The organism is Brucella rhizosphaerae, from assembly GCF_002252475.1.
Taxonomy (GTDB): domain Bacteria; phylum Pseudomonadota; class Alphaproteobacteria; order Rhizobiales; family Rhizobiaceae; genus Brucella; species Brucella rhizosphaerae.
This window is the reverse complement of record NZ_NNRK01000026.1, coordinates 572675-589374: the sequence shown is the minus strand read 5'-3', so window position 1 is coordinate 589374 and position 16700 is coordinate 572675. Positions and strand designations below refer to the sequence as shown.

Below are 16700 nucleotides of genomic sequence, written 5' to 3'. Positions count from 1 at the left end.
AACAAAAACCCCGGCGATTTGCCGGGGTTTTTTATTTTGCTTTAAATTACTTACGCTTTGCGACCGGTACATAATCGCGTTCTGCAGCGCCGGTGTAGAGCTGACGCGGACGACCGATCTTCTGCTGTGGATCTTCGATCATTTCTTTCCACTGTGCGACCCAGCCAACTGTACGGGCGAGGGCGAACAGAACCGTGAACATTTCGGTCGGGAAGCCCAGTGCCTTCAGTGTAATGCCGGAATAGAAGTCGATGTTTGGATAGAGCTTCTTTTCGATGAAGTATTCATCTGTCAAAGCGATCTTTTCGAGTTCCAGAGCGACGTCCAGAAGCGGATCGTCCTTGATGCCCAGTTCGCCGAGAACCTCATGGCAGGTCTTCTGCATGATCTTGGCGCGTGGATCGTAGTTCTTATAAACGCGGTGACCGAAGCCCATCAGACGGAACGGGTCGTTCTTGTCCTTGGCGCGGGCAATGAATTCCGGAATGCGATCGACTGAGCCGATTTCAGCGAGCATGTTGAGCGCTGCTTCATTCGCGCCACCATGGGCTGGGCCCCAGAGGCAGGCTACGCCGGCTGCGATACAAGCGAATGGGTTAGCACCCGACGAACCGGCCAGACGAACGGTTGAAGTCGATGCGTTCTGTTCGTGGTCTGCATGCAGAATGAAGATACGATCCATAGCACGTGCCAGAACCGGGTTGACCTTGTACTCTTCGCAAGGAACACCGAAGCACATGTGCAGGAAGTTCGACGCGAAATCGAGGTCGTTCTTCGGATACATGAACGGCTGGCCGATGTGATACTTATATGCCATTGCAGCGAGCGTTGGCACCTTGGCGATCAGGCGGATCGAGGCGACCATGCGCTGATGCGGATCGGTGATATCGGTCGAGTCGTGGTAGAAGGCAGACATTGCGCCGACGCAGCCCACGATAACAGCCATTGGATGCGCATCGCGACGGAAGCCGGTGAAGAACTTCGTCATCTGTTCATGGATCATCGTGTGACGGGTCACGCGATAATCGAAGTCGGCTTTCTGAGTTGCTGTTGGCAGTTCGCCGTAAAGCAGCAGATAGCAGGTTTCGAGGAAGTCGCCGTGTTCAGCAAGCTGATCAATCGGATAGCCACGATAGAGAAGAATGCCTTCATCGCCATCGATGTAGGTGATCTTGGATTCGCATGAAGCAGTCGACGTGAAACCAGGATCGTAAGTGAAGGCATTCGCATTCTTGTAAAGTGGACCGATGTCAACGACGTCCGGCCCGGCAGTGCCTTGTCGTACAGGCAGGTCGAACGTTTTGCCGTCGAGGGTAAAGCTAGCTGTCTTATCTGACATCGTGTTTCCTTTCGTGTCCACATTGCCGCCTGTGCGACGGCTGAATTTTAATCGTCGTTATAACTTGTCTTTCGCAAATTCCGAATGTTTCCCGCATAAGCGCGAAACGAGTGGATTGAATTGACGTTTGCGTCCCGAACAACTGAAACGCTGTTTCAAACGTCAAATTTGAAAAATCCACTCGATACATAAACTTGCTAGTGGTCTTTTTGATTCCACATTTGTTCAACACCTGTAACTAAGGGATGCAAATGTCGGAATCAGACCACTAGTTTTGAACGCATTATCCAAACGATTTCGACCGCCAAACTATCCCAATGATTTCGCGATGCAATGCGTAATTTGGACTAATTAAGCCCGTTTTGTCACGTCAGCGTGAATGCTAACAGTTCAAACGATTTGATCTTTTACGCGTGCAAGTGACTCTTCACGGCCGAGCACAAACAGTACATCGAATACACCCGGAGATGTAGCACGACCTGTGAGAGCAGCGCGCAAAGGTTGTGCCACTTTCCCAAGCTTCAAGCCTGTGGCTTCTGCATGGGCGCGAACCGCCGCATCAAGCGCTTCCACGGTCCATTCATTGACTGATTCCAGATGTGGAAGGGTAGCCTTCAGCACTGCACGACCTTCGTCGTTAAGCAGGGATGCGGCTTTTTCATCAAATGCAAGCGGGCGCTTAGCGAAGATGAACTTGGCACCGTCTGCGAGTTCAACGAGCGTCTTTGCACGATCTTTCAGACCGGGCATTGCGGTGAGGAGCTGCGCACGACCTTTGTCGTCCAGAGAGGCTTCCAGTTCTTTTCCGCCTTCGATCTCCGGCAAAACAGCGATCAGAGCATCGAACAGTGCTTTGTCATCGCTGCTGCGCATATAGAGGCCGTTGATTGCTTCGAGCTTCTGGAAATCAAAGCGTGCGGCACCTTTGTTGATATCCTTGACGTCAAACCATTCGATCATCTGTTCGGTCGACATGATTTCATCGTCGCCATGGCTCCAGCCAAGACGAACCAGATAGTTGCGCAGAGCCTCCGGCAAGTAACCCATGGCGCGATAGGCATCGACGCCAAGCGCGCCGTGGCGCTTGGAAAGCTTTGCGCCATCCGCACCGTGAATGAGCGGAATATGCGACATCTGGGGAATTTCCCAGCCCATCGCATCATAAATCACGGTCTGGCGCGCAGCATTGGTCAGATGATCATCGCCACGGATAATGTGGGTGACGCCCATATCATTATCATCGACGACAACAGCGTGCATATAGGTTGGCGTTCCGTCGGAACGAAGGATGATGAAATCATCAAGGTCCTTGTTCGGGAAGCGCACATCACCCTGAACAGCATCGCGAACAAGGGTTTCGCCTTCCCGCGGTGCTTTGATTCGAACAACAGGCTTTACACCTTCCGGGGCTTCGGATGGATCGCGATCACGCCAGCGACCATCATAACGCGGTGGGCGGCCTTCGGCACGAGCCTTTTCACGCATGTCTTCGAGTTCGGCGGGCGTTGCGTAGCAATAATAAGCTTTGCCTTTGGCAACCAGTTCTTCTGCTACTTCGCGATGGCGTGGGGCACGTTCAAACTGCGAAATAGCATCGCCATCCCAATCAAGGCCAAGCCATGTAAGACCATCAAGGATCGCTGCCGTTGCCGCATCCGTGGAGCGCTCGCGGTCTGTATCTTCAATGCGCAGCAGCATCTTGCCACCACTATGCTTGGCATAAAGCCAATTGAATAGGGCGGTCCGGGCTCCGCCAATATGAAGGAAACCCGTGGGCGAAGGGGCAAAACGGGTTACGACCGGTTTCGACATGACAGCTCCACTATAACAGGCCTCGTTAGGCTGCAGCGGATGCGCAGTGCGAGGCGGAATTTTGAATATGTAGTGCCCGTTTGTTTACAATCTACGGGCGGCAAGGATTCTCAACGTGGGAACCCTCTCGATTTTGGCTGGGGTTCATGTACCATAGGCAGCACAGCGCGCAAGGGCTTCAAGTTTCTTTCGCGCCAATCTGCTATTCTTCTTTAGATTCGTAGGGAACACTTTTGCAGTCAGGCGGGGGCATGACGAGCACAAGACACGCACAAGAGACCAATGAACGGGCATTTGTCAAAGACATGCCCGATGGTCTTGCTCGTTCCCTATTGCCTGAGCCCTGGCAGCCTTATAATCCAACGGAACAACCACCGCCAGTTCTGCCGTTCAAACAACAAACATCGTCAGAGCGGCTGGCTGAGCTGGTTTTCCTTGCGCGACAGAATTTCGCTTTGGCTATAGGTCGGGAAATCGGCAGAGGAATGTTTTTCCTGTTGTTTCCGATTTTTATGGGTATTGGGGCGATCGCCTATTTCAAACTATCGTTTGAGCCTGGGTGGTTATCCGTCATTTCTGTTCTGGTGGTGTTTGGCCTCGTTCGTTTTTTGTGTCGTAGGCACTTCATGCCATCACAGCTATTAACGCTCTTATTAGCGCTTCAGCTCGGAATGATTGCAGGAAAGACCGAAACGGAACGCCGCGCCACGCAGATGCTCGGCTCTGAAGTGGCGACGCGCGTTACCGGGAGGGTCGTTGCACTCGAATACCGGGATAATGGTAGCTGGCGCGTAACGCTCGATCTTCTTGAAACGCAGAGACCCAAGCTTCGTTATGTACCGCAACGTATTCGAATTACCGCACGGGATATTCCGGCCCAAACAACTATCGGGAGCGGGCTGAACGGCTTTGCACGTCTGCGTGTGGCGTCAGGCCCGGTACGGCCGGGAAACTACGATTTTGGTTTTCATGCTTTTTTCGGCGGCATTGGTGCAAATGGTTTCTTTCTGGGTACACCGAAGATAGCCGATGTGCCTGATGCGAGCGGTATGACTGCGAAAATTGCTGGCGCTATCGCCCAGTTGCGTGTGCATGTGTCAGAGCGCATTGCAGAAGTCCTCTCCGGTGAGGATGGCAGCGTTGCGGCTGCACTGATTGCTGGCGAGCGGGCAGGGATCAGTGAGGAGACAAATGAGCATTTGCGCAAAGCTGGGCTTGCGCACATTCTGTCGATATCCGGCTTGCATATGGTGCTGGCGGCAGGTGTCGTCATGATGTCACTGCGGTCGTTGTTTGCTTTGTTTCCGGCCTTCAGCGCCCGATATCCCGTCAAGAAATATTCAGCCCTTCTGTCGTTGCTCAGTTGCACCTTTTATCTCGCCATGTCTGGAGCGGACGTAGCTGCACAACGAAGCTATGTGATGATTGCGGTGATGCTCTGTGCACTGCTGGCAGACCGCGCTGCGATCAGTATGCGTAATCTGGCGATCTCAGCAATTGCGATGATCGCGATCTCGCCGCACGAAATATTGGGCCCGAGCTTCCAGATGTCGTTCTCAGCAACGGCGGGGTTGATTGCGGCATTCGCCTGGTGGAGTGAGAGAAAAGGCCGGAAACAATCGGGTGTGGAGAGCCGCCAGGAATCGCCGCCCGGAATTTTGTTGAAAATATTCCAACCAACGGTCGCGACGGCCGCAACATCTATTGTGGCGGGTGTGGCCAGCGGAATTTTTGCAGCCTATCATTTTAACAACACCGCACCGCTGGGGCTCGTTGGAAATGTGCTGGCCTTGCCTGTAATTTCGATACTGGTGATGCCGTTTGCAGTTCTAAGCCTTGTACTGATGCCACTGCAACTTGATTGGCTACCATTGCAGGTCATGGGTTTTGGCGTTCTGCTGGTCCGTCATATTGCAGAATTCGTCGCCAGTCTTTCGCCGGATGGCAATCCAGGCGTCATGCCGGTCATGACGCTCATCCTCTGGACAGTGGCACTTGTGGTTGCGGTCACATTTACTACTCGCCTGCGATTGCTGGCGCTGCCCTTCGTTCTGGCGGGATTGATTGCATTCATCCGCACACCGATGCCTGATATCCTTATCAGCGAGGATGCGAAGTTTGTCGCAGTGCGACTATCGGATGGGAATTTTGCAGTTAACCGCAGCAGGCCACCGCAATTCACAGCCCAGAACTGGCAGACGGCCTATCTGGTTGAAACTTTCGTTCCACCACAAATAATCAGGAAACAAACGCTAGCAGCCAATGGCAATGCATTTATCTGCGAGGACGGGCTCTGCAGCATTCCGCTTCGGGACGGTCGAATGTTAGCCTATACAGCGCAGGAAGACATGCGCGACATTGCATGTAATGTCGGAGACATCGTCATCCTGGCCATTCCCGGTAAAACACTGAACTGCAAGCGCTCAAAATCGCTTGTGGTCGATAGGCAGGAACTGGCCCTGAAGGGGACACTTGAAATAAGGTTGGGTCAAAAACTTCCGGCAGACAAGATCGTTCAAGCAAGTCTTTCGGCTAAAGAGCAAATCGGCGAGAGCGAGACTTATCGCTTCGCTCCTGCAAAGCCTCGCAATACCGGTGACTATGCAGACCAACTCAGCTTTTCCGTCGACGCACCCGCACGGCCTTGGCATCTGTATCGCCTTTATTCACGGGCAGCACGCGGTCTGCCTGATCGTGAATACCGTAAGAAAGCCAGAAGAATTCTACATCTGAAAATTCTTCTGGCTCTGATTTCCCCCAATAATTTTAGTAGCGTCGGATCAAGCCAATCAGCTTGCCCTGAACCCGAACACGATCAGGACCGAATATCCGTGTTTCATACGCTGGATTTGCAGCTTCGAGCGCAATGGAAGCACCCTTGCGACGAAAACGCTTCAGCGTTGCTTCTTCGTCATCCACGAGGGCAACGATGATTTCGCCCGGATTGGCTGTGTCGCCGCGTTTGATGATGACGGTGTCACCATCGAAAATGCCCGCTTCGATCATCGAGTCACCCTTGACCTCAAGCGCGTAATGTTCGCCTGCGCCAATCATTTCTGGCGGAAGGCTGAGCGAATGAGTCTGATTTTGGATCGCTGAGATGGGTACACCAGCTGCAATGCGGCCCATCACAGGGATAGACACCATTGTCGATACATCGTCGTTAGCGGTTGTCGGCGTGGCCCGCACCGATATTGAGGCTGGCGGTGTCTTGCCGAGGCTGCCTTCAATAACACTTGGCGCAAATTTCTTTTGCGAATTTAGGCCTGGTGCGATGGAATCTGGCAAACGCAGAACTTCAAGTGCACGCGCGCGATTTGGGAGTCTGCGAATGAAACCGCGTTCTTCCAACGCTGTGATGAGCCGATGAATGCCCGATTTAGAGGCTAAATCGAGAGCCTCTTTCATCTCGTCGAAAGACGGAGGAATGCCCGTCTCTTTTAGACGTTCATGAATGAACAGCAGAAGTTCGTGCTGTTTACGGGTTAACATGCGCTACACCCTCCGGACCAGAATCAAATAAAAACAAAACCAGAACGAACCCTATATGTTCCAGTCTTGTTCTGCAATGGTTTTAAAATTGTTAACGTAAGGCCGGAATTGGTGGTGCTTGTTACAGCATCAATATTGTGCATGCCTCACCAGCCGTCGCAGCGGGTGCATTTTCATCTCTGATCAGTAACGCATTGGAGCGGACTAAAGCTGAAAGCATTGACGAATCCTGGATAGGAAGGGGCGTTACGATCAAGGTTCCATCAACAGCCTGTTCGACCGTAGAACGAACAAAGTCGCGGCGGTGATCATTTGCATTCATCGGCTGACCAAGACGTGCGGGCCGAATATCTGCTGTCAGAGCAGAGCCGGATAGTTGCGCTACAAGTGGACGTAGGAATACGAGGCTGCAAACAAGGCTCGAAACCGGGTTTCCGGGAAGCCCGATGACGTGCACGGTCTTTCCGGCAACCGTTTTGCGACCGTACATGAGTGGTTTGCCGGGACGCATGGCAATTTTCCAGAAATCGAGATCGACACCGCAGTTTTTCAACGCGCTATGGACGAAATCGCGATCACCAACCGATGCTCCCCCAATAGTGACAAGGATATCAATACCATCGTCGAGCACACTGTCGATTGCTGATTCGATCTTTGCGGGATCATCAATGATGATGCCCATATCTTCGGGTTTGCCACCGGCGCGGCGCACGATCTCAGCTATCCCCAAACTGTTTGAAGCCACGATCTGATCGGGGCCGGGGATCACTCCGGGGGGCACGAGTTCATCCCCTGTGGCGAGAATGGCAATCCGGGGCTGTTTAAAAACGGAAACAGTTGCATTGCCGCTTGCTGCAGCAAGGGACAATGCCGGGGCGTCCAGTTCCCGCCCAATTGGCAGGACCGTATCGCCGGGTGCAAAATCAAGGCCTGCGCGGCGGATATGACGTCCCTTATCAAGCCCCTGTTGGATCGTCAGTTTGTCACCAGAGCGTTCTGTGTCTTCCTGAATGACAATGCAGTCGGCGCCCTCGGGCATAGGTGCTCCGGTGAAGATGCGCACGGCTGCGCCTTCATTGAGCTTACCTTCAAATCGCTTACCAGCTGCTGATTCTCCGATAACCCTAAGCTCAATAGGATATTCGATATTCTGAGGTGCGATGAGTGCATAGCCATCCATGGCGGAACAATCGAATGGCGGTTGCAGCAGTTTTGCTGTGACCCGTTCCGCAACGACGCGGCCTCCGGCGGAAGCAAGCGAAACCTGCTCAAACCCCTGTGGCTCAGCGGTGCTTAAGATGCGTGCAAGTGCTTCATCGACAGGGAGAAGGGACATAGGATTTCCTCTCGTCCAGAGCGCCGTGCGTCCTTTCGGACACACAAAGCACACTCTCAACTATTGAATCTACGCATCGTGCTTTCCTGAAATCGATTCCGATTTGAGTGCCGATGCGCCAGATATTCAGGCTTTCCAGTCGCCCGACTTGCCGCCGCTTTTTGCCAAAACGCGAATGTCGATGATTTCCATATGGCGATCGACTGCTTTTGCCATGTCGTAAATGGTCAGGCAGGTGATTGAAACGGCAGTCAGCGCTTCCATTTCAACGCCCGTGCGGCCTTTAAGCTTTGCCGTCGCACGCACACGCAGACCGGGAAGCGTCTGATCCGGTTCGATATCAACCGACACTTTGGTCAACATAAGGGGATGGCAAAGGGGAATTAGGTCGGCGGTCTTCTTTGCGGCCATGATGCCCGCGAGACGTGCGGTGCCGATAACGTCACCCTTGGCAGCATTGCCTTCCAGAATGAGCGCCAGCGTTTCGGGCTTCATTCTAACGGAGCCTTCAGCAGTCGCCTGGCGCTCTGTCTCAGCCTTATCGCCGACGTCAACCATATTGGCCGCGCCTGTCTGGTCGATATGGGTGAGCTTGGCCGCCATAACTTAGGCCTTGCCGGTCAGAAGTTCACGGGTTGCGGTAGCAACATCTTCCTGGCGCATCAGGCTTTCTCCGATGAGGAAGGTGCCGATTCTTGACTTCTCAAGACGCAGGCAGTCATCATGGGTGAAAATACCGCTTTCACCTACCAGCAGACGGTCTGGCGTCGCCATCCTTGCAAGACGCTCGGAAACGGCAAGATCGACTTCGAATGTGCGCAGATTGCGATTGTTGACGCCGACGAGACGCGAAGAGAGCTTGAGCGCTCGTTCCATTTCCTCTTCGTCATGAACTTCAATGAGTGCATCCATACCAAGTTCAAAAGCAGTGTCTTCAAGCGCTTTTGCGAGATCGTCATCGACGCTTGAGAGAATGATCAGGATGCAGTCTGCACCCCAGCTACGCGCTTCATAGACCTGATAGGTATCGAAAAGGAAATCCTTGCGCAGCGCCGGTAAACCGCAGGCATCACGTGCAGCTGTCAGAAACTCCGGCGCACCCTGAAAGGACGGCGTGTCAGTCAGTACGGAAAGGCAGGCAGCGCCGCCTTCTTCATAGGCTTTTGCCAATGCCGGTGGATCAAAATCTGGGCGAATGAGTCCCTTGGAAGGGCTTGCTTTTTTGATCTCGGCGATAAGCGCAAACTTGTTTGCCGCGCGCTTTGCTTCAAGTGCCTTTAGGAAGCCGCGTGTCGAAGGCTGATCCTTGGCGTGCGCCTTCACTTCTTCAAGTGGCAGGCGGGCCTTGGCAGCAGCGATCTCTTCGCGCTTATAGGCTTCGATTTTCCGCAGAATGTCGGTGGACATGGTTTGATCCTCTCCGTCAGAGCGGCTTATCATTGGATATGGCGATAACTTTTTGCAGAACTGCTAGCGCTGAACCGCTATCGATTGATTTCGCGGCGAGGGCGATGCCGTCTTTCAGGTCTTTTGCCTTACCCGAAATGACGAGTGCTGCCGCAGAATTTAACAACACGATATCGCGATAGGCGTTTTGATCACCTTTGAGAACGCCGAGCAAAGCCCTGGCGTTTACGTCAGCTTCGCCGCCTTTGAGTTCCGACATGTCGACGCGGCTCAAGCCCACATCTTCAGGCTCAATCTCGAACGTGCGAATCGTGCCGTTTTCCAGTGCTGCAATCTTCGTGGTGCCCGCTGTCGTCATCTCATCGAGACCATCACCATAGACAACCCACGCGGTTTCAGAACCGAGTTCTTTCAGAACCTGAGCAAGAGGCTCTACCCATTCTGCCGAGAATACGCCAACCAGCTGACGCTTGACACTTGCCGGGTTGGAGAGCGGTCCAAGCAGGTTGAAAATGGTACGGGTACCAAGTTCAACACGCGATGGACCGACATGACGCATTGCCGAGTGGTGGGTCGGTGCAAACATGAATCCGAGACCGGCTTCATTGATGCTGCGGCCAATCGTGTCTGCATCAGCTTCAATGTTGACGCCAAGGGCTGCGAGCGCATCCGCAGCACCCGAACGCGAGGAAAGGGCGCGATTGCCGTGCTTGGCAACAGGCACACCTGCACCTGCGACAACGAAAGCCGAGCAGCTCGATACGTTGTAGGAACCTGACTGATCGCCGCCGGTGCCCACGATATCGACTGCATCTGCAGGCGCTGAAACGGGCAGCATACGTGAACGCATGGATGCGACAGCCCCAGCAATTTCAGGCACTGTTTCACCGCGCACACGCAACGCCATAAGGAAGCCGCCAATTTGTGAAGGCGTTGCCTGTCCGGACATCATAATATCAAAGGCTGCTTTGGAATCCTCCAGCGACAATGGATTGCCGGAGGCAGCCTTGGCGATATAGGGTTTTAAGTCAGCCATTATCATATACCTGTATCGGGCCTGTCGCTGGTTAGAATGCCAATGCGTTACTGATGGCCGCCTGATTGATCCGTACCGGATACTGCTTCTGCAACTCGCCAACCAGCTGTTCCAGAACGTCATCGGTCAGCGTCGTGGACAGATAGGTCTGCTGCTGTTCCGGAATTGCTTCAGGGCCGGCAGCCGTTGGTTCTGTGACTTCGACAACCTTGAACAGAATCTGCGCGTCATCAGAGGCGGCGGCAGCTGTGCCCGTATGGTTATTTGGTCCACGGAAAACCTGTGCGGTCGCAGCCGAGCTGAAATCAGCATCATTTGTATTACGGGTGATGCCGCGCTTGGTCTGCTTTTCAACGCCAGCTTCTGCAGCAATTGCGTCAAATGCTTCGCCGGCATCGAGGCGCTTCTTCAGGTCTTCCATGCGTTGATTGAGACGCTTGACGGCCTCTTCACCCTTCCATGCTGCAACAACCTTGTCCTTGACTTCATCAAGTGTGCGGTCGCGGGCAGGGGTGGTGCCATCAATCTGGTACCAAAGGTAGCCGGTGTTACCCATGGTCAGCGCATCATTGTCAAAGCCTTGTTCAGCCTGGAATGCCGCTGAAAGCAGTGCTTCTGAATTTGGAAGTTCGACCGCATTGCCAGCAGGGTCATTGCCTTCGGCGTCAACAGCTTCAACTGTTACAGCCTTGAGGCTCAGACCCTTGGCAACATCAGCCATGCTTGCACCGTCTGAACGCTGCTGTTCGTATGAGTCGTGGAGACCGTTGATGCCGCTGATTGCAATGTTGGTTGCGACCGTATCGCGAATTTCGGCTTCAACGTCTGACTGCGCTTTTACGTTAGCTGCGTTTACTTTCGTAACGCGGAGAATAACCGGACCGAAAGCACCCTTGACCACGTCGCTCACGCCGCCTTCATTGAGCGCAAATGCTGCTTCCGCGATAGTTGCATCTGGAAGAACAGACTTTTCAAAAGTTCCAAGAACCAGATCAGCTTCGCTCTTGCCTTGTTCCTTGCCGATATCGACAAAGCTCGTACCGGATGCGATTTTCTGCTGCGCGGCCTGAGCGGCAGCTTCGTCAGCAAAGTTCAGCTGTTCAATGGTGCGCGTTTCAGTGGTGCTGAAGCGACCTTTGTTTTTCTCATAATATTCGGTGATTTCATCCTGCGTGACTGCGGCTGGATCGGAAATATCCGAAGGCTCAAGCTTCACATAGGTGATTTTGCGATATTCTGGTGCCTTGTAATCTTCCTTGTGCTCATCGAAATAGGTCTTGAGAGCATCATCAGAAGGGGCAGGAACAGCATCAGCTTTTTCGGCTGGAATAGTGATGTAATCGGCGCTGCGGCTTTCACCCTGATAAAGAGCAAGCGCTTTCAGCATCGTATTTGGCATTTTCAAGCCATCGGTCGCGGCTTCAACAATCTGCTGGCGACGGGCAACCTTCGCACGATTGTCGAGGTAATCCTGCGGCCTGATGTTGGACTGGCGCAGAACTGCATCAAACTGCGCACGGCTGAAATTGCCACTCGCATCATGGAATGACGGATCTTCGCCGGTAAGGCGCGCGATTCCATCCTTGGAAAGACCAAGTTGCATGTTGCGGGCCTGTTCATCCAGGACAACACCTGCTGCGAGCTGCGCAAGAACCTGATTTTCAACGCCGAGCTGTTGCGCTTGCTCACGGGTTAGTCGCTGGCGGAACTGCTGTGACAAACGCATCAGCTGCTGCTCATAGGCAAAGCGATAATCTGTCGGGCTCACTTCCGACTTGCCAGCACTTAACGCTGCACTTCCGGACGCGTCGCCTCGGAATGCATCTGCGATACCCCAGACTGCAAAACTCAGAACAAGGAGGCCGAGAAGAAGCTTAGCAACCCAGGATCTGGCGGCATCACGCATACTGTCGAGCATTGGAAACCCTTTAAGAACAAAACAAAGCCCGGCTATCGATAAAGATAAGCCGTGTGAGGGGATAACCTTAAGCTAGGCCCCGATGCAAGTTCTCATTGAGTATCGACCACCAAGAACGTTGCATTGCGTGACGAATACGCTTAGTCAGTGGCAAAATTTGGCGCCGCATACACTTTAATAGAAGGTTGGCGTCGTTCAAGGCGAGGAGAATGACATGACTCCGGGAATCCGTCCGCTGGTTGCTGGCAACTGGAAAATGAATGGTACGGGAGAATCCCTAACGGAACTGCGCGCGATTGCTGCGGGTCTGAGTTCCGATTTGGGTCGTAAGCTTGATGCTGTCATCTGCGTTCCGGCGACATTGCTGTCACGAGCTGCTGAAACACTAGAAAGTGAAACAGTTGCACTGGGCGGTCAGGATTGCCATCCGAAAGTATCGGGTGCTCATACGGGCGATGTTTCAGCCCAAATGCTTAAAGAAGCCGGTGCAAGCCACGTCATTCTTGGTCACTCGGAGCGCCGCTCGGATCATCATGAAGCCAATGAACTGGTTCGCAGCAAAACCGAATCTGCCTGGGCTGCTGGCCTGATCGCAATTGTCTGCGTTGGCGAAACAGCTGATGAACGCAAGGCTGATCGCACACTTGATGTGATTGGCGATCAGCTCGCTGCTTCACTGCCAGAAGGTGTGAAGGCCGAAAACACTATTGTTGCTTATGAACCTGTATGGGCGATTGGCACAGGTTTGACACCCACTGTTCAGGACGTTCGCGCAGCTCATGCTTTCATGCGTGAGAAGCTGACTGAGCGCTTTGGTGCGAGTGGCGCGCATTTGCGTCTTCTTTATGGTGGTTCGGTTAAGCCGACCAACGCGATTGAATTGCTGAGCGTGCCAGATGTCGATGGCGCACTGGTGGGCGGAGCCAGCTTGAAAGCAACTGACTTCCTTGCCATATGCGAAACCTATCGCAATCTGTGAGCAGTAACTGCGTCCCGTAATCTATCTGGGGCGCAGGGCTTGGATTATCACACAATAGCGTGTAAAGAGCCGCTCTATCTATTTGTATCATCGCTGTCCGGGGTGGAAATCTCATGGTTTTTCCCGGTTACGCATTAGTCCAGAGATATAAAGACCTTAACCTATGCAGACCGTAGTCATTGTCATTCATTTGTTGATCGTTCTGGCGCTTGTTGGCGTTGTGCTCATCCAGCGTTCCGAGGGCGGTGGCCTTGGTATCGGCGGTGGTTCGGGCTTCATGACGGCGCGCGGCGCAGCCAATGCGCTGACCCGTACGACAGCTATTCTTGCGATCATCTTTTTCGCCACGTCGCTCGTTCTCGGCATCATGGCCCGTTATGGTGAAAAGCCGACGGACATTCTGAACCGTATCCCGGCGGCCGGCAGCACACAGAATCCTCCTGCGGGTGGGACTGGTACTGGCGGTGGTATTCTCAATCAGCTTGGCGGCGAATCTTCGCGCACCAATGAGACTGAAGCACCTGCTTCGGGCTCTGCGCCGATCACCACGCCAGCTCAGCCTGATAGCACGCAGCCGCAGGCTCCACAGGTTCCAAGCTCCCAGTAAGGGCTTCGTAACTGCTGAAATTTGAAAACCGGCTCGAAAGGGCCGGTTTTCTTTTTGTTAGTTAAATGCTCGCAAAGTGTTGCACGCAGGCAATAGGCCCTCTCGAATCGTGAGGGATAGCCTATGTGGATAATTGAGTAGTGCGTCTGTTTACAGTATGGAAAGCGAAAGCCTGAACGCGATACTGCGGCAGGTGTTTTCCGCATTGCTTGGGTTTTCGGGAACAGATCATGTCTTCACGTTTTATTTTGATGGCTGGCATTGCAAGCCTTTGCATTGGACTTACGGGCCCAAGTTTTGCCGCAGGTGCGGCTGGCGCTGAAGCCGAGCTTGATGCTGCGGCAACAAATGTTCAGCAGGTCGCCATGGCCAGTGACGCCAAGGAAAAGCCTGCCAAGAAGAAAAAGAAGAGCGCTTCAAACGCAGGTGCTGCGAAGAAGGTTGCTCTGAATCGCTATAACATTGATCCGCGTTATCAGTCACAGACCGTTTCTTTCACGGGCTATGAGCCAGGAACGATCGTGATCGACCCAGCAAAGTATTTCCTTTATCTCGTAGAAAGCTCAACGACAGCCCGCCGCTACGGCATTGCAGTGGGTAAAGTTGGTCTTGAATTCAAGGGAACAGCGAACGTCAACGCCAAGCGCGAATGGCCACGCTGGATTCCAACCAAGGAAATGATCGAACGCAATCCAGGACAGTATAGCCGTTACAAGAACGGCATGGATGGCGGCCCGGGCAATCCGCTTGGCTCGCGCGCCATGTATCTGTTCCAGGGCAACAAGGATACGTATATTCGTATTCACGGCACGACACAGCCATGGACGATTGGCAGCCCGGCTTCAAACGGCTGCTTCCGTATGACCAATGAAGATGTCATGGATCTCTATGACCGTGTTGGTATGGGCGCAAAAGTCGTCGTTCTCTGATCTTTTATAAAGATTACCCGAAAGGCCGGGATTTCCCCGGCCTTTTTTCGTGCGCGCAAAGAACTGAAGTTTGAAAATTTGCGCACACGCAATTCGATATTTACATCTGGCTTTTCGCTTTATGCGCGTAATCAGGTGTGAAGTTGCTGGAAAAAACGCCAACCGCACTTTTTTTAGTGGCGGAATCAATCAGAAGGGTCTAACGACATAAGCCCATGGCGCGATATGTATTCATCACAGGCGGCGTGGTTTCTTCCCTCGGAAAAGGCATTGCCGCAGCAGCTCTGGCTGCACTCCTTCAGGCACGTGGTTACCGCGTGCGTATCCGTAAACTCGACCCTTATCTCAATGTCGACCCTGGCACGATGTCGCCTTACCAGCATGGTGAGGTGTTCGTCACTGACGATGGTGCTGAAACAGACCTTGATCTGGGCCATTACGAGCGGTTCACCGGTCGTCCTGCAAATCAGCGGGACAACATCACAACCGGTCGCATTTACCGCAATATCATCGAAAAAGAACGTCGCGGCGATTATCTCGGTGCAACAGTTCAGGTCATTCCACACGTCACGGATGAAATCAAAAATTTCATCCTTGAAGGTAATGACGAGTATGATTTCGTCCTGTGCGAAATTGGCGGTACGGTTGGCGATATCGAAGCCATGCCGTTCCTTGAAGCCATTCGTCAGCTCGGCAATGAGCTGCCACGCAACAGCGCGGTTTATATTCACCTGACACTGATGCCGTATATTCCTGCGGCAGGCGAACTGAAGACCAAACCAACGCAGCATTCTGTCAAAGAACTGCGTTCGATCGGTATTGCTCCCGATATTCTTCTGGTGCGTGCGGATCGCGAGATTCCGGCTTCTGAACGTCGTAAGCTGTCGCTGTTCTGTAATGTGCGTGAAAGCGCAGTCATTCAGGCGCTCGACGTTTCAACCATTTATGATGTGCCTATTGCATATCATAAGGAAGGTCTCGACAACGAAGTCCTCGCAGCTTTTGGTATCGAACCTGCTCCGAAGCCGCGTATGGAACGTTGGGAAGGAATTTCCCATCTTATCCATAATCCTGAAGGCGAAGTGACGATTGCCGTTGTTGGCAAATATACCGAGCTCAAGGATGCTTATAAATCGCTGATCGAAGCACTTCAGCATGGTGGCATCGCCAATAAGGTTAAGGTCAATCTCGACTGGATCGAAGCAGAAGTCTTTGAAAGTGAAGACCCGGCTCCGCATCTGGAAAAGGTTCACGGCATTCTGGTGCCGGGTGGCTTTGGTGAACGTGGTGCAGAAGGCAAAATCCTTGCCGCAAAATTCGCACGCGAGCGCAAGGTGCCTTACTTTGGCATCTGCTTCGGTATGCAGATGGCATGTCTTGAAGCCGCGCGTAATCTCGCCGGTATCGAGAATGCCTCTTCGACCGAGTTCGGCCCGACGAAGGAACCTGTTGTCGGTCTGATGACCGAGTGGCTCAAGGGCAATATGCTCGAGAAGCGTACGAGGTCAGGCGATCTGGGTGGCACGATGCGTCTTGGCGCTTACGAATCCACGCTTAAGGCTGGAACGCGTATTGCTGAGATTTACGGTTCAACCGAGATTTCTGAACGTCATCGTCACCGCTACGAAGTGAACGTTGACTATAAGGATCGTCTGGAAGAATGCGGTCTGGTATTCTCCGGCATGTCACCTGACGGCGTTCTGCCAGAAACGGTCGAATATGCTGATCATCCTTGGTTCATCGGCGTACAGTACCATCCGGAACTGAAGTCGCGTCCGTTTGAACCGCATCCGCTGTTCGCGTCCTTCATCGCAGCTGCGATGGATCAGGGTAGACTGGTTTGAT

At 53.1% G+C, this 16700-nt stretch carries 12 protein-coding genes and 1 pseudogene; 5 read left to right on the top strand and 8 right to left on the bottom strand.

The features are described 5' to 3' along the window. Positions 1-46: 46 nt before the first annotated feature. Together gltA and gltX are read right to left on the bottom strand one after the other, a co-directional pair. On the bottom strand, positions 47-1339 hold the full coding sequence (gene gltA / locus CEV32_RS12190; protein WP_094577371.1) for a citrate synthase: 1293 nt from the start codon (positions 1337-1339) through the stop codon (positions 47-49). 390 nt (positions 1340-1729) lie between these two features. Next, a complete protein-coding gene (gene gltX / locus CEV32_RS12185; RefSeq protein WP_094577370.1) occupies positions 1730-3151 on the bottom strand; it encodes a glutamate--tRNA ligase in 1422 nt (473 codons plus the stop codon). Between the two features lie 251 nt (positions 3152-3402). Here gltX and CEV32_RS12180 point away from each other — a divergent pair. Next, positions 3403-5862 (top strand): annotated as a pseudogene (locus CEV32_RS12180) (ComEC/Rec2 family competence protein); the annotation flags it as partial. Between the two features lie 55 nt (positions 5863-5917). Here CEV32_RS12180 and lexA read toward each other — a convergent pair. The 6 genes from lexA to CEV32_RS12150 form a co-directional block, all read right to left on the bottom strand. Continuing rightward, positions 5918-6643 carry a transcriptional repressor LexA gene (lexA, locus tag CEV32_RS12175; RefSeq protein ID WP_094577369.1) on the bottom strand — a complete coding sequence of 242 codons (726 nt, stop codon included), beginning with the start codon at positions 6641-6643 and terminating at the stop codon, positions 5918-5920. Positions 6644-6764: 121 nt separating this feature from the next. Then, entirely contained in the window at positions 6765-7979 is a 1215-nt protein-coding gene (locus CEV32_RS12170) for a molybdopterin molybdotransferase MoeA (RefSeq protein ID WP_094577368.1), read from the bottom strand. 126 nt (positions 7980-8105) lie between these two features. Then, entirely contained in the window at positions 8106-8582 is a 477-nt protein-coding gene (gene moaC / locus CEV32_RS12165; protein ID WP_094577367.1) for a cyclic pyranopterin monophosphate synthase MoaC, read from the bottom strand. A gap of 3 nt (positions 8583-8585) precedes the next feature. Continuing rightward, on the bottom strand, positions 8586-9386 hold the full coding sequence (gene trpC, locus CEV32_RS12160) for an indole-3-glycerol phosphate synthase TrpC (RefSeq protein WP_094577366.1): 801 nt from the start codon (positions 9384-9386) through the stop codon (positions 8586-8588). Positions 9387-9402: 16 nt separating this feature from the next. After that, positions 9403-10422 carry an anthranilate phosphoribosyltransferase gene (gene trpD / locus CEV32_RS12155; protein WP_094577365.1) on the bottom strand — a complete coding sequence of 340 codons (1020 nt, stop codon included), beginning with the start codon at positions 10420-10422 and terminating at the stop codon, positions 9403-9405. A gap of 31 nt (positions 10423-10453) precedes the next feature. Next, positions 10454-12340: a peptidyl-prolyl cis-trans isomerase gene (locus tag CEV32_RS12150; protein WP_094577364.1), complete on the bottom strand. Its 1887-nt coding sequence runs from the start codon at positions 12338-12340 to the stop codon at positions 10454-10456. Between the two features lie 214 nt (positions 12341-12554). Between CEV32_RS12150 and tpiA the strand changes: the two genes are divergently transcribed. The 4 genes from tpiA (at position 12555) to CEV32_RS12130 (ending at position 16699) form a co-directional block, all read left to right on the top strand. After that, positions 12555-13319: a triose-phosphate isomerase gene (tpiA, locus tag CEV32_RS12145; protein WP_094577363.1), complete on the top strand. Its 765-nt coding sequence runs from the start codon at positions 12555-12557 to the stop codon at positions 13317-13319. A 163-nt stretch (positions 13320-13482) separates the two neighbouring features. Beyond that, a complete protein-coding gene (gene secG / locus CEV32_RS12140; protein ID WP_094577362.1) occupies positions 13483-13926 on the top strand; it encodes a preprotein translocase subunit SecG in 444 nt (147 codons plus the stop codon). A 230-nt stretch (positions 13927-14156) separates the two neighbouring features. Next, positions 14157-14855, top strand: a complete 699-nt coding sequence (locus CEV32_RS12135) for a L,D-transpeptidase (protein WP_094577361.1) — start codon at positions 14157-14159, stop codon at positions 14853-14855. A 215-nt stretch (positions 14856-15070) separates the two neighbouring features. Next, entirely contained in the window at positions 15071-16699 is a 1629-nt protein-coding gene (locus tag CEV32_RS12130) for a CTP synthase (RefSeq protein ID WP_094577360.1), read from the top strand. The last annotated feature ends 1 nt before the right edge of the window (position 16700 follow it).